This window comes from Bacillus cereus (genome assembly GCF_002561295.1).
Lineage (GTDB): Bacteria > Bacillota > Bacilli > Bacillales > Bacillaceae_G > Bacillus_A > Bacillus_A cereus_S.
The window spans coordinates 202219-224884 of sequence record NZ_NTUG01000002.1 but is presented as its reverse complement, the minus strand read 5'-3'; the positions used below and the strand labels follow the sequence as shown (position 1 = coordinate 224884).

The following is a 22666-nucleotide window of genomic DNA, read 5'->3' as shown; positions in this document are numbered from 1 at the left end:
TTTGTTTTCGTAAATAGGATTAGTACTTCATGTAATTGGGTCACCCTTCCGTTCTTTTCATTTTGTTAACACTACTTTTAGTATAGCTAGAAATTTCAAATAAAATCAATATCTTTTTCATTTTAAATAACAAAACGCTTATATTTCTCAAAATCACTCGTCTTACATTCAAGCGAAATTTTCGTGCCCTCATTTTCATAACTCGTAGATGTAACATGTGCATGATCATTAAAATAAGAAACAACTTGCCCTTGATCATAAGGAATTAACATCTGACACTTTGTATATTCTTTGTAAATGTGCGAACGAATCATTTCTACAAGTTCTTCAATCCCAATTTGTTGTTTTGCAGACAGATATACTCGGTCCTCCTGCATTTTCGGGATTTCAACATCCATCATATCTGATTTATTATACGCATAAATCGTCGGAATGTTTTCAACACCAATTTGTTTTAAAGTTTGGTTTGTAATTTCAATCAATTGTTCATAATTCGGATTTGCATAATCGACCACATGAATTAATAAATCGGCCTCTGCAACTTCTTCTAACGTTGAACGGAATGCCTTTACAAGATGATGTGGCAACTTGCTTACAAAACCAACCGTATCTGTTAATAAAAATGATTTATTATCTGGAAGTTCAATATTTCGCACTGACGTTTCTAGCGTCGCAAATAGCATATCCTTTTCAAATACTTGTTTTTCGGTAGAACCGTTAAAGACTTCAAGCATCGTATTCATAATTGTTGATTTACCCGCATTTGTATATCCCACTAATGAAACAACAGGGATTTCATTTTTCTTGCGCTGCTTGCGCTGCGTTTGACGCTGGGCAACAAGTGCCTCTAGTTCTTTATTTAATACTGCAATCTGCTCTTCAATTTTACGACGATCGAGCTCTAATTTCTTCTCACCGACACCTTTATTCTTCGTACCAACACCGCCGCTCTGTCTTCCTAAAGATTCACGAAGACCGATTAAACGTGGCATCATATATTGCAGATGCGCCACTTCAACTTGTAGCTGTGCTTCTTTCGTCTTAGCACGCTGCGCAAAAATATCTAAAATTAAAATGGTACGATCAATAACTTTACAATCTAAGTCAGCTTCTAAATTTCGAATTTGTGAAGGCGATAATTCATCATTAAAAATCACCATGTTCGCATCTGATTCCTTCACAAAAGCGGAAACTTCTTCAATTTTCCCTTTTCCAATATAATGTGATGGATTCACGCGATGTAAATTTTGTGTAACTCGCCCTACAACCTCTACATCACACGCTTCTGCAAGATTCGTTAACTCCTCCATCGAATATTCAAAATCACTTTCATTATTTAAATTTACTCCAACTAATATCGCTTTTTGTACTAGTTCTTCCATATATTTATTCCTCCATTTCGATTACGCAAAATAAAAAACACAGGTCACTGCCTGTGCTTTTCGTAAACGGATAAGAGTATAACAAATAAATAAAAGAAAGCATTGCTTTCCAATTGCTACATGGTCAACACATCACAAGTGATATACGTATCCCTAAAAACATACACATATATCACATCATTCTATTATAAAGGCAAAACAAAAAGAGGGCGTATTCGTCCCTCCCTCTTTTCACATATGAGTTCAATAAAGGGTTCCTTTAAAATAGGCAGACCAATCCCGTTCACTCTGCACACAGACAGAGCCTTTGAGCGCTATTCAATTATCGGCACAAAGTATTGAGACGTAATCTGATTAAAATCAAAGGAGACCCCTCCGTTCATTAAAAGTTACATAAAGCTTAGCATACTTATGTACTTTCCACAAGAATAAACTGCAATTATGGGCATAAACAAAATCATCAATTTTCTAGTGTATTTTTCATTTTTTGCGTACACTTCTTATTATGAATAGGGCATAAGTTAATTTTGCACTTGTTCGCTTTCCTCTTGCGTGTTCTCTTTCATTTCATGATAGTATGATGGCAATTCGATTCCATGTTCTACAAAATAATCTTCAATTAATGAAATAATTACTTTCAATGTTTTCACACGTGCATATAATTTATCGTTACTCGCAATAATATTCCAGCTTGCATTTAGCTTATCTGTTTTCTCAAACATTTCTTCCATCGCCTCGGTATATTCATCCCATTTTTCACGATTACGCCAATCTTCATCAGTAATTTTCCATCTCTTCAGAGGATTTTTCTCTCGATCTTTAAATCGTGCCAGCTGCTCATCTTTACTAATATGATAGAAAAATTTTGCTACTATGTAATGATCATCCGTTAATAATTTTTCAAAATCATTAATTTCATCATATGCTCTCTTCCACTCTTCTTCTGTAGCAAACCCCTCTACACGCTCAACTAATACACGACCATACCAAGAGCGATCAAAAATCGTAATTTGGCCATACTGAGGAATTTTGCGCCAAAAGCGTTGCAAATAGTGATAACGTTTTTCATGGGGAGCAGGCGCACCAATTGGATTTACTTGAAAACCACGTGGATCAAGATGCTCCGTAATTCGTTTAATTGCTCCCCCTTTTCCAGCCGCATCCCAACCTTCCATCGCCATAATAACAGCTATCTTTTCTTTTTGTAAAATTTGCTGCAACGCTAATAAGCGCCTTTGATACTTTTCAAGTTTCTTATTATACTTTGATTTTGATTCCATTTTCTTTGTTATATCTACTTGAGCAAGACGGTCTTTTGCCATGAAATATTCCTCCCTTTCCATATTAATGATATTTTAACATAATTTTCAATATTTCGGTTTTTATTAGTAGATTCATTTCTCTGAATATAATAAAAAACGTCCAATCATTGATTAAACGTTTTTTACATTTGCTTATAAGGATTTTTCTTATCATCAAAATAATATGCTAAGTTACTTCCAACTACTTTTGATACTGCTTTATATCTTAAAGAAATCTTCCTATTTGTTGTAATAGTTGGATAAAGGAAACAAACACCAACAATTAGCGCTGTATTTACAAAGATTTCATTTAATGAAATCAATTCTAGAGCGATTACCAAGTTATATCCAAAGCCTACTGTTGCATAAAAAGCATCTCTAACAAATATATGTTTCCCTAATGATTTATTCTCAAAAAACAACATCGTTTTATCATAATTCATTTTCAAAAACACGATAAATATACACACGCAAATAAAACTGTAATACGGATTCATTTGTGCTATAGCTACTACATTCATTCCACCTAATGCACATAACATAAAAGAACTTAATCCTAACGTAGTTGCTTTCCCATAATTTTTAAGATTCCACTTTTCTCGCTCTGTTACAGCTTCATCTTCACTTTTTTTAGGAACATATCCTTCAGCTATTTTATACATCCTATATTCTAATGTGATATTTATAATGAATAAGATAGCTAAAATTACAAACCTCATAGCATATTCCAAAGACTCTATTTCAAATTTGTAATTAAAAAAGGCTACTATACAAGCGAGAATTTTCAAAGCCATGCCTATTCTAGCTTCTTTTTTCACTATAGAATATTCTTTTTTATAATCATTTGCTAATATAAAAGAAGATACTGTTAGCAATAAGTACGGTGAAATAGACCATACGGCGCTAGCACCCTTTAAAGTTTTATACCCGTTTACATAGGCATATACAAAATTATTCACATATATAATACATGTGAGTAGTATTAAAAATTGCATTGCTTTCTTCATTGCATTCCTTCACCTTTCCCCTAGAAATCAAACATTAATTAAACTGGTGTATAACTTATTCTTTTATAATGGGCCGAGAATTCAGTTCCACGCCGCGCTATGCTCTCATGTATAAGATCACAAGTCTTTCTTCTCACATAAATATTATATTAGTGTAATATTTAAAACAAGTTATTTAATGTTTTTTATATGCAACTAAAAATCCATGCTATTCATAATGAGTATTTTAACTATTATCCATGATACTATTTTTCGAAAAATTAGAACTCTGCTGTTGTACAATAAAGATGAGGTGATACATAATGAAACAAACATTGCAAAAAGTATTAAAAAAATATAATGCCTTGCATCTAGAAAAACAGATTTTAAACTCTCTTGAGCGAGCAATTCAAATTCATCTACATAAAGGATCTGATGAACAAATAGCAATAGGAACTTCAAAATTAGGAGGCTTTCCAGATTTACCTAATGAATTCAAGATCCCAACATACAACGACACACCGCTACACTTTATTGGACAACTAAATTTAGAAGAAGTACAACCTTATCATAAAGAAAACCTACTTCCTACAAAGGGCATGCTGTATTTCTTTTATGATGCAGAAGAACAGCCGTGGGGATATGATCCAAGAGATACAGGAGGACACCGCATTCTATACACGGAAAATATAGAAAATCTAAAACGTCGAGAACTGCAAACAGAAGTGTTTCCTCCCTCCGTCATCTCCTTTCAAGAGGCGTGGACATTAGCAAAAGAAAAGATCGGCGAAACAGCTTTATCGCATGATGATGAATGGGATCTTTATAAAGAAATAGAAGAATTATATATCGATGGATTGCATCATTTACTTGGCTCCGCACAAGCTATACAATCAGAAGAAATGGCGGAAGAGTGTCATCTTGTTACAAATGGGATATATTTAGGAAATGGATACCCTTCAGATGAAAAAATAAAACTTCTGCCTGGCAGTCCTAAAGATTGGATGTTACTATTGCAACTTGATACGAATGATGAATCTGAAATGGATTGGGGAGACACTGGTTTATTGTATTTCTGGATTAAAAAAGAAGATTTATGGAGAAGAAACTTTGAAAATACATGGTTGATTTTACAATGTTGCTAACCATACACTTTCACCATGTACCCTCTATTCCTATACTGTACTTCGTATAAAGCGAAAACGAATAGAAAAACGACCAACTATTATCAAAAAGTTGGCTCATGTAGTATACGTTCTTCTATGCAAAAAAGCTCAACAATTGCTTGTGCACTTCTTTACTTCTTAGTTTTTGCATTACATTACTAATATGATTACGGACAAGCCCCCTAATAAACTACAACTTGAATCAAAAGAAGGGCATCCTCCACCAAACAGAGACATACCCCTCATCACTTTATAAAATTCATATTGTCTAATAACGTCTTTATTTTCTTTTAATACATACTAGCTATCACTTTTTCGAGACCAAATCACAACAGGAATAAGCAACAATGCTAAAGCTCCTCCAGCTAATGATAATGCTGCATAACTCGAATTTGCTACTACCATGCCTGACATCGCTCCACCGGAAGCACCGGCTAACGCAATTAAAACGTCGATTTTCCCTTGTGTTTTTGCGCGTGTTAAAGGTTCTGTTGCATCAACAATTTGAGCAGTACCGCTTATTAAACCAAGGTTCCATCCTAATCCAAGTAAAACTAAAGCAACGACTAAGAGAATGAGAGAGTCACTCGGTGCGACAGCAGCCACCACCCCTGCGCTAAGTAATACTACCCCAGAAGCGATACTCATTGTCATCCTACCAACCTTATCAACTAACATTCCTGTAACGAGTGATGGCAAATACATTGCCCCTACATGGAAACCAATAACAAGGCCCACTTCATGCAAGCCGTGGCCATGGTGCTTCATATGTATAGGAGTCATTGTCATAATTGCGACCATTACGATTTGCGTAAGTATCATAACGACCGCACCAACTATTACGCCTCTTTTATTTTCTATCGACGCCTTAGCCATTGAATTTTCTTTCTTTATTTGTTTCTGTTTATATGTTTCTATTACACTCGCTACGATTAATGGATCTGGGCGAAGCATAATGAACAGTATGAGCCCTGCTAGTAAAAATGCAGCTGCTGATAATAGGAACGGCCCCGCAAGTTTTGGAATACCAATAGAAAGAGCGATATTCCCCATTACCCCGACTAGGTTCGGTCCAGCGACCGCACCAAAAGTCGTCATAACCATTGTCGTACTAATCGCTGTTGCCCGTTGCTTTTTATTCGCTAAGTCCGTACCAGCATAACGAGCTTGTAAATTTGTGGCTGTTCCTGCCCCATAAATGAGTAAAGAAGCTAATAAAAGGATAATGCTATTTGTTAAAGCTGCCATTACGACACCAATCGCACCTATTCCTCCTGCCATAAACCCAGATGCAAGCCCAATTCGGCGCCCATAACGTTGTGAGAGCCTCCCTACTATGAAAGCCGCTCCTGCTGATCCCATCGTAAACATCGCTGTTGGCAGTCCCGCCAATGCATCTGTTCCAAGCATTTGCTGTGCAAGCAGTGCTCCGACTGTAATTCCAGCCGCTAAGCCTGCCCCTCCAAACATTTGTGAAATACTTACAATGATTAATGTTCGTTTATACAGCCTTTGTTGTTCTTCTGCTGTATACATATGCCCCCTTATTAGGCCATTTGCTTCATTAAGCAATTTCCTCACCCTCTTTTTGAAAAATTCTCCCCTTGTTAAATGTACTATGGTTAACATTTCATATTCAATAACATTTTCATCCGTTCTTTTCGTTCTAAAAGAGACCAACAAAAAAGCTGTTCTAAATACTTTGATTTAGAACAGCTTTTTCTTGGGTACAAACATATTTATTTTATAAACCTAGTTTCCCCCTTGAAAAATAGGTTTTGCAATTAATCTAGCAACAGGACGTATTTTAAATACAACATACTGTGTAACTAGCGCTATCAATACTCCATGTACAATTCCTGCAATTACATCAAGTGGATAATGTACGCCGACCCACACTCTTGAGAAAGCCACACCTAGTGCTAAGAAAAACCAAGTATACTTAAAACGATATGCAGATAGCAATAATGTAGCTGCAATTACAACAGCTGATGTTGCATGATCACTTGGGAAAGAAGAGTTAGCCGCGTGATCTACGAGTTGTGTGATGTTATGTGAAACAAAAGGTCGATCTCTATACAGAAATTGTTCAATAATCCTATTCATCGAATAAGCTAAAGTAAATGCGACCATCGCTTGAAAAGCCATTATACGAAAATTAGGCTTATTCCTTATCCATAATAGGGCGAGCAATAACACGAAAGCATATTGTACATATTCTGCAAATAGTATCATTACATGATCTACTACTGGATATTGCTGTACTTTATCATTTATAAAATTAAACCATTCATAATCTAAATCTTTCAAATTCATTACATAATCTCCTTTAATGTTTTAGTTCCTGCTACATTTTAATAAGATATACCTTATGAAGTAATTTAGCAGCGGACTATATTTTTAGTAATTTTCCAGATACAAGGCATAATCTATTTAATTTTAATAAGATTACTCACAATGTACTATCTTATTTCGTGACATGAACATTACATTTTTGTAAGGTTCTATTTTCAATTTGACGGTTCAACTTATCTAAAGTGTTTATATAAAACGAGGGTGTTGCAAAACTTAACTACTATTTCTCAAATTCTGAGAGCTTTATTATAACTCTCGATTTAATTAATCTTAAAACGGATAAAAATTCAAATATTTCTCTCAAATTAATAAATAAAACGATTACATTTTAATTTATACTAACAGGTAATACTCCCTAATTAACTCAGCTTGTCTGGTTACCCCGTTAAATACTATAAAAAAAGAACTTGTATCGTATACAAGTTCTTTTTTGCGCTTATTTAAATAATATGTCCTTACTATATTGCTTTCCAGCAAGTAAGTCATATTGAATAAGTTTATATTTCTCTAACATTTCTTTTTGTTTATGCGTTAAGTCTTTTATTTCTTCTCCATTTTTATCGACCTTTAAATCATCTTTAAGCACTGGTATTTCTTTTTGTAGTTCCGATAAAAACTGATAGAATGGTGATTTATTTAATCCAGCATAATCAAGAACAATATTTGAAAAATAAATCGGACTTACTAAGCCTAAGTTATCATTTGGCAGATCAAAGTTTGCATACATTAGTAATGGCGTTTTTGACATAGCTAATTTCTCACTTAAAGTTTCTTCATTTTCTATATATCCAGCCTCTTTATAAATAGCCTTATTCGTTCCTAACACTGGCAAGTGATCCCCAAAGAAGACTAATAAAGTAGGTCTTTCTAGCTCATTAAGCTGCTCTATTAAATATTGTAGAGCTTCATCGGAACGCCTTACACCTTCCGTATAGACTTCTAATTCTTCTTTTGATTCTTCATTTGTTAATCCACTAACTTCTATTTTATTTTCTTCAAACCGCCCTGGATTATATGGAAAATGATTTTGCATCGTCACTGCATGAATAAATGTAGGCTGTTTTCTCTTATTCAATTCATCTATTATTTCTTTACTCATAGATAAATCACTAATATTGTCTCCAGCTAATTCTTTATTTTTCATCGTATCTTCTGCATTAAAGTTATCAAATCCAAATATATTATATACATCGTCCCGTTTATAAAATGCTCGATTAAAAGCATGAATTGCACTCGCATAGTACCCCTGATTTTTCAATTCACTTGCGATGGATGGAATTTCTTTCTGACCTGTAACAGCTTGTTGATATGGTATAGAACCAGGCATTAACAAACTCATTGAATAACTCGTTAACGCTTCAAATTCTGTATTCGCTGTATTCCCCCCAAATGTAGGAGTTATTGTTTGTCCACCAGGAAAATTCTCAATATAATGATGTAAATTCGCCACCGGATCTTCACTAAATGAAAGGTTCGTTAGTTTTGTAGGATCCCAAAAAGCCTCGCTCATAAGAAATATAATATTCGGTTTCTCTGCTTTTTTTTGTTCTCCCACATTATCGCCATATTGTTTCTTTATATCCTCTGCAATTTGAAGCATATTTTCTTTTGAATATTCTTCTGGTTCCTGGATGACCGTTGTATCTAAGTTACTTAAAAACCCCAAAACCAAACCATTTTGACCATAGTTCATATTTTGATTCCACAAAGGGAAATATATCCCCCCTTTTGCAAATAACTTATTCACAAATGTATTAGGGTAATTACTAAACGAATATACCATAAACACGGATGCACATATTAAAACAATCCTCATACTAATATGGATTTTTATAGAGTTAATGTGTTTTCGAATATGAAAAACTACAAATGTAAATAAAGCTATACTAATGATTACTATCAATATATTTTTCAAACTAAAATAATCCATAACCATTGGTATAACGGACTGCATATGCCTGATTTGTGTAAAGTCAGACGGATAAAGCGGCTCTCCTCTGAAAATAATTTTGAAAAAATTAACAATTGCTAAAATAATTAAAGAACAACTAGTTAACATTACACTTAGTAAAATTTTACCAAATAAATTATAAACTAAAATATACACCATATAAATGAATACTAAGCTAAGTAGGTACTGTGCATACTGCAAATAAATCCAATTATTCACAAATGAAAAATTCATATTTTCTTGTATGAATATATAAAGCCAAACTATTAAATGAGCTATTACAAACAATAAAATATGAATTCTTATAGCTGGTCTAAGTCTATTGATTATCCCCTTATTCAAATAATCAATAAAAAATAGTATACTCCATAAAATTATAGTAACTATACTTAATGTGCTTCCCTCATTAAAAAATAGCTTAGTCTTCTCTAATTCGAAATAGCCTAGCGTAATAAAAAACAACGTTTCTAAAAAAATGGTCCACATTCCGCTAATAATGAAAGAAAGTAATGGGCTTTTTCTTACTTGCTGAACAGAAAAATTAAAACGTAATTCATTTCTTCTTTGTTTCTGAGCTACAAAATCTAAATGCAATTTATTCCCTCTTTTCGTTTCTTTGTTTCACCCCGCATCAATGAATATAGTATACTCTCAATCTTCACATCCATTTTTATTATGCATATATAACCTTAAATACCCCTTAAAAAATAACACTTTTTCGTATTTTTCACAACCTGATAGAATCGAAAAATTGCAAGAATACTATATATACAAACTATATCGAGGGTGTTGCAAAACTAAAATAAATATGCAATGTTATAAATCAAAAAAACTAACTGAACATGCAGTAGATAGCACTTTTGGCTATACCAGCGCGGCTGTTCCAGCCCTTGATCTTTGAGTTTACTAAACAGTTGTTCAACTTTTCCAGGAAGACGGATTTTTTATGCATTCATTTTTGGATATTTATAAGTTTTGCAACACCCTCAAAACACTTTAAGGTAAATAAAAATAGTACATTCCAGAAAAACAAAATAGTATGTTATCATTAAAACAATAAAAAAAAAACGAAGTATATAGTTGGTATTGATAACTTTTGTTTCAATACTTCGTTAGTCTATATCTCTCTAGTAATTTGCAAAAATATGGCAGGTAATGAAACCGCCATATTTATACTCAAACTCAAAATACGTTTGGAGTGTTTACAAATGGTATACAAAGATATTATTAAAAAGATTCATGATGCACCAACTGAATATGATTTTAGTACATTAACTGATTCTATTATTGAGGAAGAATCCACGCTTAACGGTGTACCCCAAGATTATATTTCCTTCTTAAAAGAAGTGGGTTATGGATCTGTTTCTAATTCCTATTTTATGTTCTACGGAGGACTTATCGAAGCAGATGAAATATATGATGCCAATAACAATCCAGAACTGAAAAATGTTTTACTATTTGGTGATAACTTTTCCGGCGATGCTATAGGCTTTCATATAACAAATAACTGGGAAATTATTGAGATTTGGCATGAAGACGTATCCATCGTACCAAGGGGGGAAAAGAGTTTTACAGAATTGGTTCAAAACATATTTTCGAAAGAACTTTAAGTTAGTAGTTACTTGATATATAAACAGAAAAACATTCACTTTCTAATCTTCACTCATTAAAGCCTTTTTTCTCCTACCAATCCAGAACTTCCCTTCATAAAACACCAAACTTACCAAACCACAAACCAAAATGATTGGTACACTCACTTTATATAAATCAGTAAAACTCATCGCCATCTTGCTTTCTGCATAATGCCTAACATCATTTGAGAATGCAAGAATCTCTCCCCTTACTTGCTCATCTTTTTCTTCAATCGCTTTTGTTACTTGTTTTGTAATTTCTTCTCTTTTTATCTCTCTATATTCCACTGGAACTCCGTTTAAAGTTTCATTCACTTTTTCATGAATCAATTTCTCTTTTTGCTCCTCGCTTAATCCAAGAGTTTCTTCACTTTGTTTCTTTTCAATATTTGATTCTAAACTTCTATTTTGTATATTCTCTTTCGTTATTTGTAATATTTTTGCTTGTTCAGCCTGTTCCACATGAATCGTCCGAACTTTTTCTTCCGCATAACGATAAACCATATCCTTATTTACTGATAGATTTTGAGTTAAAGTAGATACAAATATTGCTACGGCTAATACAATGCCCACTTGTCTTAACATTGATACGACACTTTGAGAAGCAGTTAATAATTCCCCTTCAAATGAAGAAGCACTTAAAATTGTAATTGGTCCGACTACTAAACCATATCCAACACCTAATATCATACAAGGAATAATAATATCTGTACTTGTTGAATCTACTCCTATCATTTGTAACCAGTAATACGCTATGCTCATCACTATGAAACCCGATAAAATAATAAAAACTTTCCCAAGCTTTTTAATTAGTATTGCAGATAGTGGGGAAACAATAAATATCATTGCTGAAATAGGCGTAATTAAAAAAGCCGCTTCCATTTCTGTTCGATGTTGTATTTTTGTGAGGAAAGTCGGAAGTAATACAGTTACTCCAACTAAAAATAAATTGCTTAATATGACTACAATAGACGCTCCAACAAAGGTTCGATCTTTAAATAGCTGTAAATTCACCATAGGCGCTGCCACTTTTCTTTCGACTAAAATAAATAATAAGAAAGAAATAATACTAGTAACATAGCAAACCCAAGCTAAGTTACTCATCCATCCCCATGTGTTCCCCTTAACTAATACAAGGGTGAAAAAGAAAATTGCAGAGCTGCTTAGTACCAATCCGATCCAATCTATTTTGGATTTAATACGTTCTTCATTTTTTATTTGTAGCATAACAAAGCATAAAACAACCCCAATTACACAAATCGGAATATTGACGAAAAATACCCATCTCCAACCTAAATTTTCTGTAATAACCCCACCTATTACTGGTCCAATTGCCGCCGATAACCCTTGTGTTACACCTAAAATACTAAGCGCAATGTGTCTCTTAGCTAACGGAACTGCTGACACTCCAATTATCATACTCGTCGGAAATAAAATCGCGGCTCCTATACTTTGAATAAAGCGAGAAAAGATAAGAAAATCTCCAGTATTCGCAAATGCACAAAGTGCGGAACCACCACCAAAAACGATTAAACCAATGATATACATTTTTGCCTTACCAAAAATATCTGCAATACGCCCTAACGGAACTGCTAGTACAGCAATTGTCATTGTATATACATTTAAAATCCATGACATTTTTTCTAATGACGTATTTACACTAGATTGTATTGCTGGTAAAGCAATGTTCATAATGGTTGTATCGATCATACAAAGAAAAATACCTAAACACATTAAAAATACTATCTTAAGCCCCTTTGATTGCTCCATCGCAACCTCCCCCTTTATAAGTTAGCACTTCTTTTATTCCTTATTTCCCCTATCGTCTACTGTAAGCTGAATTAATTTCTTCTTTAATGTCTCAACTTGCGCTGTATACGATGCAATACCGACATCGAGCGAAATCTCCTCTACAAATGTGATACCTCCTCTCCATTTTTCATACTTCAAGCGAAGATCGGCAATATACGCTTCTTTTCTTTCAATTTCTTCTTCAATCCATTTTTTTATCGTATTTGTATCGCTATAGTTTCCAAAGTACATTCGCATTAAAAAGTCAGAACGCAAAACATCCTTCTCTACATCACTCTTCATATATTCATAAAACTCTTCTCTTCCTTCGTCCGTTATGAAATACATTTTCTTATTTGGCTTTCCTTCTTGCATGATAACCTCTTTTTTGATTTTCCCCTCCTTCTCCAATTGCCTTAAAGTTGGATAAATCATACCGAAGCTTCCATCAAAGAAATGAGTAAACACATCTTCAAATACAATTTTTATGTCATAGCCAGACAACTCTTTTCCCATCAATAGTCCTAAAACAACATCTCTTCCTTTCATCCCACACACCTCACAAACATATAATCAATAATCATATTNNAATATGATTATTGATTATATAACTTATTCATCCATTTGTAAAATGTAACCAATTTAATTCGTTTCACATTCTTTCAAAAATCTAGATATAAAAAAGGGCTATATACAATAGCCCTCCTGCACATAATCCCTTATATTAAACTTATTCATTGAACATCCGCATCATCAAAGCGCATTAACGCAACTTGTTCTTTATCATCCAACCAAAACTCTAACGTAACTTGCATTTTGGTGTCTATATAACCAATAATGTTAGCTCCTTGTTCATTTCTTGTATAATAGTTTTTTCCATAAGAGGATAGTACTTCTTCCTTTTTACTACCAATTTTTACTCCTTTTGACGTATGACTTTCACTTTTTTTCACCTTATAATCTTCATGTAAAATCATAATCCGAACAATATCACCTTTATTTTCCCCTTCTTTTATAGCGGCAATTTCTACATCATCACGCAAACGATAGTAATCATAAAATTCATTATCTTGACTCGTCTTTATCTGTTTTCCATATTTCTCAATAAATTTAGATTCATAAATGTTATCATGTAATTTTAAACCATCAATATTCTCCGCAGTAAGCGCTGTTGTTCTCGTGTTTTTGAAATAATACGAACGATCACAGCCTGTAATATAAAATAGAATAGAAAATACTAAAACTAGTAATTTGATTCTCATACTTCCTCCTACAAATACAATCTAAGTTGATTATTTGTTATTCATTCAATGCTTATCTTTCTGATAATCACTAGGAATATCCACCGCAAATTCCCCATCTTTAATCGGTACATTTACAACAAAGGACTCCGTTTCTAAATAACCTACTACCTCTTCTTGTTCATTTCGATTTTCATATTTCAAAACAAGTCCTGTATTTCGATCAAACCAATAATGAAATGTTTTAGATTGAAATTTTTTAGCGTTGGCACCTGTAAATTCTCCCTGAACTACAATTGTATCATTACCTTTATACATTTCATGTTGATTCACTATATTCCATTTACTAAAATCACGAAAGAAATTAGCATAGGCGTCTGCTTGAAAAATGCCGTTTGCAGCGAAAGGAATATCTATCCGGCGTGCGATTGCTACATATGGTTCTTTTTTCCTCGCTTCTGTGATCCTCTTTTTAATTTCTTGAGGAGACTGTTTCTCTATTTGTTCATATTTTTGCTCCCAACATTTTTTATCTTGTACCGACATAGTTAGTAATTTCCCATCACTAGCTGATATAACATGTTCTCTTCCCCACTGATCCGTTTGTGGAACTTTAGTAAAACTTTTTACAAAAGATGCCGCCCGATCTCCTAATCGTAACTTATACTCATCTTTACGAGCATATCCCTTTGTTTCTTCTATATAACTACCTTGTACCGTCTGAAAGTAATCCATCGCATTTGTAATCTTTTCATATAATTCCTCTTTCGAAAATTCATGAGTTTCTTGTTTTTTCTCTTCTTTTTTTTCGGTAATTTTCACTTTATCACTAGCAGCTTTTGCCCCAAAATCTAAAAAACTATATATACCTCCAGCTAAACATGTAATAATGAAAAGACTCACTATTATTTTCCATTTCATCTTGTTTCCCCCCTTCCCTTCATCGTCCCCAAAAAGTTTTTCACTTCTTCTGCTGTATATAATTGTGACGACACTTCATAAATCACATTGTTTTTTTCTGCACGAAATACAGTTACATACTCCTTCTCTCGCTTAGATCGATATTCCGTCCATTTCATATCACTCACTACAAATTGATTCACTTTATCTTTCTTATCAAACCAAAAATCCCCGTCTAATGACATATCAGAAACATACGGATCTACATAGTTCTTCTCATACTCTCGAACAAAAATAACTTTTGGATGATCCGGATTATTTACATGAGGTTCGTACATGAGTTTTACATAATAATGTTTTTTATCATTACTTAATTTTACAAAGCTAGGTTTTAATTGATCGTCAGTGATTTCATACAAAAAAGGAACGACTTTTCGTACATTTCCCAAAGATTTTTGTACACCCTTTGAATCATTTTTTGCACCAAACATTTTCTTCTCATCTACTGCTTCAATCGGTTTTTGTTTCTGTAAAATTCGAAATTCAGGATACCCTGCTCCGTTATGTACCATTTCAATCGCAATCTTATTTTTTTCACCTTTCACTTCATAATATTTTGTTTCCGGAGTAAACATATTTGTGTCGCCTTCTTCTAAATACGCCCACTCTCCTGTACGCTTCACTTCACCTAGTTCTTGTCCAATTTTTTTCTTCTCTACTATTTCATCAGTGAGCACATAGTAGTGTTCATTATAAATTAAGTATTCATCATATACATGCTTAACTGGCTCAGTTTCAAACAAACTCGCAATTGTAGATGTCATTTTCCAACTAGCAAAAAAACAAACTACAAGAAGCAGAGGAATAATCGCCCATTGTAATTTCATTTTCTTTTTCTTTTTTCTACTTAATGATTTTTCAATATCGACATGCTCCGGGAATGAGACTTTTCTTGCTTGATCCTGAACAGCTTTCTTTATTTGTTGATCCATGTGCTCACCTCCGTTTCTTGATTTTTAAAATTCATTTTCGTTAGATACTCTTTTAACTTTTCCCTCGCTTGATGAAGTCTCAATTTTACAGTTCCTTCTTTTATATCCAACCCTTGTGCAATCTCTATGATAGATAGTTCTTGATAATAAAATAGAATAATAACAACTTGATGCTTCATTGATAATTTCCGTACCATATCCATAATCATTTCCGTCTCTTCTTGTTCAAGAAAATTTCCCTCTGATGTACTCTCATCTTTTATATGAAACCATGTTTCTATCTGTAAAAAAGCAAATCGTTTTTTTCGCTTTTGTTTTAAAGTCGTATGAATCAATATTTGATGAAACCATGTTTTAAATGATGCAATGTTTTCATTAAAACGTTTCATAGATTGGTATGTTTGTATAAGAGATTCTTGCACAGCATCTTCCGCCAAACCTTTATCATTCAATATAAGATAGGATGTTCTATATGCTTTTTGTATGTATGGTTGCAGTAATTGATTAAATGCCTCTTTATTTCCTTTCTTTGCCTGCTGAATAAGTAATATTTCATCCACATTCTCACCTCCCCGTAATCACCCTATATATTTATTACCTATCAACTTGAAAAAAGTTCATTTTCTTCCTACATAATTACATATTTATTTTATAGTTATAAAATAAAGCTAACCCTCCTATTCATTCAGAAAGATTAGCTTTATAACTTATAAAAACTTCTATTTCATAACTGACCCTACTGTGAAACTAATCTCAGGTGCCATACCCGCTTCTAGTAAAAAATACACTAACCATGTAAAACCAATCATACAAAGTGCAAATAACGAGGTAGTTATACCGACTAGTAGTGTAATGAACATAAGATTCAAATACTTTTTCACAAATTGAACAACCGATTCAATAAAGGCTTTATATTGGATATTCATTCAACCAAATCAATGATTGTTCATAATTATCGAAAAGTTTTACGGATTCTTTTGTATTGGACTGTTGCAAATAATTCATTATCTCTCCTTCTTCAAGGAGAAACGCAATTGCCTTACTATGATTCAAAATGATTTCATTGAAAAACTTATCTTTCCATGCTTTTTGAACGGAAAAATGATCTGGAGTGTAGCCTTTTCTATCCACCAACAATTTGTATTTCCGCCCCTATGAAATGAATTGCTGACAAACTTGCTCGAAGCCATCAAACCATTTGTTAACATCATCTGTTTTAATCTTGCCAATCAGATGGGTAACAATTAAATCTCCCGAAACAGTTGTGCTAATATTCTGTTTACTCAACTTAAAATCATCTCCCTTAGTTACAATTATTCGTAAAAAACTTTATAAAATCAATAAGGATAAAATTTTCACGCAATAAAGCAACATTATTTACGAAAAGAGCCTTCTATACTTACTAAAGCAACTATATGCATAACTTTTTTACATTTAGAAGATGCTAACAAAATAAAAAATCAGCAATAGTGAATTGGAGAATGATTCATGAAAAGAAAAATATTATTCTTACTCACTTTCATCTGTTTCGCAGTGCCACTTCAAGCGAGTGCTTTAACTTTTACAGAGCTTCCTGTTATATCAAAATCTGATCAGTGGTATATTGAAGTGGATAAAACGAAGGATTCTACAGCATCGCAAGCAAAAAAAGGTATGTTTCATACATACAACTTACTTGTAAAAAATATCGGTAAAGACGTAAGCAACGTATCCATTGAAATACGCGAAAATAACCCAAATGCAGAAGCTGTTTTTAATCCTTTCAATAAATCCGATATACGTGTAGCATATAGTCAAACGAGTCTTCCGAAAATGCAATTCCCATTATCTGAGGATACCAACTCATTTGACATCGTCATTAGCTGGGACGAGAATCAATTTAGTTATAACGGTCATCCTGAAAATACCGCGAAACAGCATTCACAAATATTTTTCTTTCACGAACAGTAAGCTCTGCCCTTTAGCAGAACTTACTGTTTTTTTGCAAATATACACTAATCAAACTGGCGAATACTTGGGACAAAGAGCGCGATTACTACTACTATAATGGCCGCAATGGCTAAAATCGTAATCGTTACAGTACCACCAATCACATTCGCTAACCAACCAACAACGATATACCCTAACGGTAATAATGCAAATGATCCTAGCATATCAAGGCTCGCCACTCTTCCGAATGCTTCTTCTGGCACAAGTTCTTGCAAGCTTGTTTCCCATATTAGGCCAAAAATCATAATCCCAAATCCTTCTAATGCCATTAATCCTATTAATCCTGGTGCCCAAGAAACAAAAGGCATTAGTAACAGTGATATCCCACTAATAAGGACCCCTCCGTAAGCGAGCAATCCTCGTTTATGCCACCTCTGTTTCCCTCCAAAAATAAGAGCTGCAACAACAGCCCCAGCGCCAGAAAATGCCATTCCAAGTCCATATACAAACGGTTCAAACTGATGATGTATATGAAATAGCCAAGGGATTAATACAACGATAATTCCTGCGTAACAAATATTAATAAATGAAAATGCTAAAATTGTAATCCAAAGCCATGGATGGCTTTTTAAGACAACAATACCTTCTGTAAAATCCTTTTTAAAATTCATTTTTTGGTTTGTCTGTTCCTGTACCTTTTTAGCTGTTACATCTTTCAAAAACAATAAACAAACAAAAGATAATAAATACGTTAATGCATCTAACCCAAACCCGATTCCAGCCGATGCAACGGAAACAATAAGACCGCCAAGCGCTGGGCCTATTAAACGAACGCCTTGATTACTCATTTGCGTTAATGCGTTGGCTGCATTCCGAATTTCTGGCACGAACACCCTTGCTCGCACCGCTGCATATGCCGGCTGAAATAGCCCTTCCATTAATCCGTATATTGCTACTAGCACATACAAAATTGTGATTGTTAAAGTATTTGTAAACATAAGCACCGCAAGGGTTATCATCAATATACATCGAACAACATCTGTAAATAACATGAACTTAACTCGATTGATGCGATCAACGATTAGCCCAGAAAACGGTAAAACGAGAATATTCGGTAGCATATACATCGCCATCGTCGTTCCCATCACAACCGTGGATCCAGTCAATGTATATACGACTACTGGAAGAATTACCATTGTAATGGAACTTCCCAAGACGGAAAGAAGCTGCCCAATCCATAAAAAAGTAAAATGGCGTGATTTTGTAACAGGTAATAATAAATTACTTACATAATTCCCCTTATTTTCCGTTTGCACCTCTCCTTGCATATGTATCCCCTTCCCTTACATATTTTCCTTCTTTTTCCTTTCATTATAACATTTAATTTTCTTTTTTTTCTAACAATTAAATGTTTAGATATACCAAAAATTAATTCAATGTCCTCTCTCTTCCATCCGCTCAATCTCATAATCAATCTCTAAAAACTTCACTCCAAATATCCACATTTGATGATGGGCTACCAAAGCCTTATTCGCCTTTTCTTTTATCGTAAACGTCTCGGCTAATGGTAATCGAAGCGTACAGAAACGAGTATGTAAGTAAATTCCTTCGTCGCCTTTTGTACTTTCTCTTAATCTACTAGTGATGATCAGATTCTTATTCTCATTACGTAATTTTAAAATACCCGTCATATTCGAAAATGGTAATGGTAACGCAATATTCATGTATATTTCTCCGTCATATGTATGGTGCGCGTAAAGAGCGACAAAAATCGTTTCACCTTGTTCGTTTTTTCTGATCCACGCTCTCACATCTTCCCTACCATCTTGCTCCTTTTCTATCGCAATAATATTACCAGACATAACTTCCCATCTATTCCCCATCCCTAAATGAATTTGTTGCATATGTCTACTCATTTTCTCATAGAGAAAGGCAAAGGGACGAAACCATTGGGACCACATAATATTTGCTTTTAGTTGATAATTTTTCGTATGCTCATAAAAATCAATGATAAGTGGAGATACTTCTCTTTCATCAAACTGCACACTATGAAAATCACTCATTTGATTTACAAGACCTGTATATATCTTCTCTTTTACAACCTTCATCCCTTCCACATTCATTTTTCCCCTCATGCGACTCATCGGTTTGCCGTAATGAATGTACGCTGGCACATTCCTTTCAAGCATCCAAGCAATAAAGGCAGGCAATGCTACCCCAATTCCATTCACAACACCATGAATCCAAACCATTTGGGCAATAGTAAACGTCATAGCTTGTTTCAAATTTCCATATGAGTATACGAGCGAAAATAGGATTGTCATCATAAGTGTACTCGATGAAATGATCAGAAGGATTTTTGCAACTATCGAAGTAAATTTTGTTTTCCATACATAAATACCGTATGCATAAAGCGAAATGAGATAAATGAATACAGCAAAGAACTCGAATATTCTTGAATACGTAATCCCAACTGCTACTGTCATCGGAGAAATGATAATAATCCATGTAACAATCTTAAATAATTTACTTTTCTTTTGTCGCTTTCTCCCAAGTAACCCTACAGATAAAGGTAATACGAAGGCTGAATAATGAAAATGGGCTGCTGTAAGTAAAACGATATCAGAATTAAAGTGCATAATTGATAAATTTGCTACAGAAGCAAAAAACCAAAAACCACCTAAAAACAAATATATGAAACCACTATCAATTGCAGTCTCTTCTAATGGCTTCCATCCTCTTTCTAACAATCTACTTACACCGAATAATGCAATCATGCCTGTATACATAAACCATATAACCGCAAAGAAAAAATAATCCGTTGCAAAAGCTAACATCGCACTAATTGCAGCAACCGGATAAAGCAAAGATACTGTTTTATAAAATAAAACCTGTAATCCATCTCTTTTCTCCTTATCAACAATGCAAAATGACATTGGTATGAATAGAAGAATCGATAGTAATATAATCACTTCAACAGGATGTAGTACTGGCCATTCCAATATAAGAAAAATCATATAACAAATAAGTCCAACAATTATATTTTTCATCTATTTTGATCCCCTTCTACAAATGTTCCCTGATATGAAAAAAGCGGGCCAAACAATGGATTTCGTACTTGAACATGAATCTTGTAACAGTTTACTGCATCATCATAGCTCTCTTTAATTTTCGCCTCTCCATATAAAAATTTCGGTAAAGGTATTTTCTTCCCAAGTATGTACAACCATTGTTTCTTTGATGAGATATGCAGCGCTCCCTCTTTATCAACATAAAATGTAAGTGTTGATACAAGCAAATGCGGTTCACCAAAGTAATCAATAATTTCATTCTGTTTCGTATCCAAGTACATAACAGCATTGAAGTAACGTTGTTTGTTACCAAACAGAAACATCCGATTCCACCTTACAAAGGTAGTTCCTTTCGCATCCTTTTCAGCAGTATTATGTATCGTAAACGGCACTTCTTTTCCTCTCTCCGAAAAAAACATGCGAAATTTCGATGCAACCCGTAAAATCATTTTGACAAGGAAAGATCCTTCAGCAATTTCATTCATCTTTCCTTCACCTATAAAATTATATTTTTCTGTAATCGCATAGCGTTTTTGCAATTTTGGATGTAGCTGCTGGTAAGATTCACCTAATAATTGTTCATAGATGCTAGTCACACATTTACCCCTTTCTTTTTCTCTTACAATTTTTCGCTCTTGGTAAATCATCACTGTTTATATAACCAATAGCTGATAATCCAATTAATATAAGATTTAAGGTAATGGGGTTAAATGGTTGGATAAAACTCAAAATATTTGTGAATGCTGCTGCAATAGTTACACCAATTAAAATAATAATGTGTAACAGCAATAACTTCTGTTTTTGAAATGGCAACAACCATGTAATCCCGAATCCTATTTCTAAAAAACCAATTATTTTAAGGGCAAGAATACCATTTTCATTTGAACCGATAAGTACAGAAAGCATCCGCATTTCTTCTGGGTTAGTAAATAATATTTTTGGCACAAACCCTTGATATATCCATACAAAGGAAAGTATCAAACAAATCAACCAGTGAATAATCGATTTCCTTATTAGCAAACGTGGATGAAGTCCCTTTTCTAGCCATAACTTTAAAGCGTCAAAACTCCATGCTGTCGCCCATCCTAATAACGGCCGAAATATATATGAATCTATCATTCTTCCTATACGGCCAAACCTCGTCTCATAATCATATTGCGTTTCAAAGCAAATCTTTTCTCCCTTCGGTGTATACTTCCAATATCCCCGTCCTATTTTGATTAATGAAAGTTTACTGTCAGTCCAAAATTTTAATGAAGATATTCTCTCCCCTGTTTCCTTTCGTAATTGACCTACCGATTCCCCTTCTCCAGCTATTTCAATCCCAAAACCGATTTTCGTTTTGTATAAAAAACGTTGTGGTTCATCTTCTTTTCTCTCTAAATATGATATTTCAGTAAAACGAGCATCCCACTCTGTATGTAACATTGGATCTTGCGTATATTTCCATAGTTCCTCCATTGATGTTTCCATTTTTGTTTGAACATAAATCGGTTTCGGCCTCTTCACACTCTCGCCCTCCCATACCTCTATATTACTAATGTATATATATAATCCAATTCTATCTATATTTTTCAAATATTTCTTTTTATTTATTTAAAAAGATTAAATTTTCAAAATATTAATAAACCACTTGATTTCCTGAAAGATTTTAATTATTATAAAAAAAATGTTACCAAATAACTTCATAAACCAAACACTCTCGCCCAAAACGTGAGATAGAGGTTGCAACGCTTATAAGTATTCTAAAGGAGACACAGAGATGTCTATGAGTTTAGAAAAAAGGAAGTGTTGCCGAAATTGATAAATTTCTCTGCATTTATCAATTGGGGCTGTTTTCGAATAGAAACAGAACTGTCATATATACAGACGTGTATATATGAAGAGCTATCTACAAAAAAGAGATATCATGTTTTATATGATATTCCTTTTTTGGCGGTTTTTTTATTAGCTCCTTTTTCTGTTTCCCT

The 22666-nt window shown here is 33.7% G+C and carries 20 protein-coding genes, 2 pseudogenes and 1 riboswitch; of the genes and pseudogenes, 3 read left to right on the top strand and 19 right to left on the bottom strand.

Annotated features, from left to right (window positions below; translation table 11 throughout):
- Positions 1–122: 122 nt before the first annotated feature.
- The 3 genes from hflX to CN373_RS01765 form a co-directional block, all read right to left on the bottom strand.
- Positions 123–1382 carry a GTPase HflX gene (gene hflX / locus CN373_RS01775; RefSeq protein WP_098358693.1) on the bottom strand — a complete coding sequence of 420 codons (1260 nt, stop codon included), beginning with the start codon at positions 1380–1382 and terminating at the stop codon, positions 123–125.
- Between the two features lie 521 nt (positions 1383–1903).
- Positions 1904–2704 (bottom strand): polyphosphate kinase 2 family protein, encoded by an 801-nt coding sequence (locus tag CN373_RS01770; RefSeq protein WP_001040137.1) that lies wholly within the window; start codon positions 2702–2704, stop codon positions 1904–1906.
- Positions 2705–2826: 122 nt separating this feature from the next.
- Positions 2827–3690, bottom strand: coding sequence for a hypothetical protein (locus CN373_RS01765; RefSeq protein WP_000710101.1), 864 nt, complete (start codon positions 3688–3690; stop codon positions 2827–2829).
- A gap of 302 nt (positions 3691–3992) precedes the next feature.
- Here CN373_RS01765 and CN373_RS01760 point away from each other — a divergent pair, with 302 nt between their 5' ends.
- Positions 3993–4814: a YwqG family protein gene (locus tag CN373_RS01760; RefSeq protein ID WP_000815065.1), complete on the top strand. Its 822-nt coding sequence runs from the start codon at positions 3993–3995 to the stop codon at positions 4812–4814.
- A gap of 321 nt (positions 4815–5135) precedes the next feature.
- On the opposite strand, the gene CN373_RS01755 is transcribed toward CN373_RS01760, so the two are convergent.
- The 4 genes and pseudogenes from CN373_RS01755 to CN373_RS01740 form a co-directional block, all read right to left on the bottom strand.
- The gene (locus tag CN373_RS01755; protein ID WP_098358692.1) at positions 5136–6407 is read right to left on the bottom strand and encodes an MFS transporter; all 1272 of its coding nucleotides are present in this window, start codon (positions 6405–6407) and stop codon (positions 5136–5138) included.
- A gap of 180 nt (positions 6408–6587) precedes the next feature.
- Entirely contained in the window at positions 6588–7151 is a 564-nt protein-coding gene (locus CN373_RS01750; RefSeq protein WP_001049283.1) for an undecaprenyl-diphosphatase, read from the bottom strand.
- Positions 7152–7626: 475 nt separating this feature from the next.
- Positions 7627–9735, bottom strand: a complete 2109-nt coding sequence (locus CN373_RS01745; RefSeq protein WP_113745321.1) for an LTA synthase family protein — start codon at positions 9733–9735, stop codon at positions 7627–7629.
- 203 nt (positions 9736–9938) lie between these two features.
- Positions 9939–10070 (bottom strand): annotated as a pseudogene (locus tag CN373_RS01740) (ISNCY family transposase); the annotation flags it as partial.
- Positions 10071–10349: 279 nt separating this feature from the next.
- Between CN373_RS01740 and CN373_RS01735 the strand changes: the two are divergent.
- The gene (locus tag CN373_RS01735; RefSeq protein ID WP_000262555.1) at positions 10350–10751 is read left to right on the top strand and encodes an SMI1/KNR4 family protein; all 402 of its coding nucleotides are present in this window, start codon (positions 10350–10352) and stop codon (positions 10749–10751) included.
- A 42-nt stretch (positions 10752–10793) separates the two neighbouring features.
- On the opposite strand, the gene CN373_RS01730 is transcribed toward CN373_RS01735, so the two are convergent.
- The 8 genes and pseudogenes from CN373_RS01730 to CN373_RS01695 form a co-directional block, all read right to left on the bottom strand.
- On the bottom strand, positions 10794–12542 hold the full coding sequence (locus CN373_RS01730; protein ID WP_000438144.1) for an MFS transporter: 1749 nt from the start codon (positions 12540–12542) through the stop codon (positions 10794–10796).
- A gap of 33 nt (positions 12543–12575) precedes the next feature.
- Positions 12576–13112: a PadR family transcriptional regulator gene (locus CN373_RS01725; protein WP_098358691.1), complete on the bottom strand. Its 537-nt coding sequence runs from the start codon at positions 13110–13112 to the stop codon at positions 12576–12578.
- 185 nt (positions 13113–13297) lie between these two features.
- Positions 13298–13825, bottom strand: a complete 528-nt coding sequence (locus CN373_RS01720) for a hypothetical protein (protein ID WP_098358690.1) — start codon at positions 13823–13825, stop codon at positions 13298–13300.
- A gap of 45 nt (positions 13826–13870) precedes the next feature.
- Positions 13871–14725, bottom strand: coding sequence for a hypothetical protein (locus tag CN373_RS25760; protein WP_240519100.1), 855 nt, complete (start codon positions 14723–14725; stop codon positions 13871–13873).
- Positions 14722–15696: a hypothetical protein gene (locus CN373_RS01710; protein WP_098358689.1), complete on the bottom strand. Its 975-nt coding sequence runs from the start codon at positions 15694–15696 to the stop codon at positions 14722–14724. The genes CN373_RS25760 and CN373_RS01710 overlap by 4 nt, the downstream gene beginning before the upstream one ends.
- Positions 15681–16256: an RNA polymerase sigma factor gene (locus CN373_RS01705; protein ID WP_098358688.1), complete on the bottom strand. Its 576-nt coding sequence runs from the start codon at positions 16254–16256 to the stop codon at positions 15681–15683. Before CN373_RS01705 ends, CN373_RS01710 begins: the two co-directional genes overlap by 16 nt.
- A gap of 159 nt (positions 16257–16415) precedes the next feature.
- Positions 16416–16622 (bottom strand): hypothetical protein, encoded by a 207-nt coding sequence (locus CN373_RS01700; protein WP_098358687.1) that lies wholly within the window; start codon positions 16620–16622, stop codon positions 16416–16418.
- Positions 16606–17059, bottom strand: a pseudogene (locus tag CN373_RS01695) (STAS/SEC14 domain-containing protein). Before CN373_RS01695 ends, CN373_RS01700 begins: the two are co-directional and overlap by 17 nt.
- Before the next feature lie 125 nt (positions 17060–17184).
- Here CN373_RS01695 and CN373_RS01690 point away from each other — a divergent pair.
- Positions 17185–17646 (top strand): hypothetical protein, encoded by a 462-nt coding sequence (locus CN373_RS01690; protein WP_098358686.1) that lies wholly within the window; start codon positions 17185–17187, stop codon positions 17644–17646.
- A gap of 44 nt (positions 17647–17690) precedes the next feature.
- On the opposite strand, the gene CN373_RS01685 is transcribed toward CN373_RS01690, so the two are convergent.
- From CN373_RS01685 to CN373_RS01670, 4 genes are all read right to left on the bottom strand, one after another.
- Positions 17691–18953, bottom strand: a complete 1263-nt coding sequence (locus CN373_RS01685) for an MFS transporter (protein ID WP_001161215.1) — start codon at positions 18951–18953, stop codon at positions 17691–17693.
- A gap of 105 nt (positions 18954–19058) precedes the next feature.
- Positions 19059–20675, bottom strand: coding sequence for a YndJ family protein (locus CN373_RS01680; protein WP_098358685.1), 1617 nt, complete (start codon positions 20673–20675; stop codon positions 19059–19061).
- The gene (locus tag CN373_RS01675; RefSeq protein ID WP_000200913.1) at positions 20672–21292 is read right to left on the bottom strand and encodes a DUF4166 domain-containing protein; all 621 of its coding nucleotides are present in this window, start codon (positions 21290–21292) and stop codon (positions 20672–20674) included. The genes CN373_RS01680 and CN373_RS01675 overlap by 4 nt, the downstream gene beginning before the upstream one ends.
- Before the next feature lie 4 nt (positions 21293–21296).
- Positions 21297–22205: a DoxX-like family protein gene (locus CN373_RS01670; RefSeq protein ID WP_000828394.1), complete on the bottom strand. Its 909-nt coding sequence runs from the start codon at positions 22203–22205 to the stop codon at positions 21297–21299.
- Between the two features lie 202 nt (positions 22206–22407).
- Positions 22408–22594: riboswitch (Lysine riboswitch) on the top strand.
- Positions 22595–22666 lie beyond the last annotated feature (72 nt).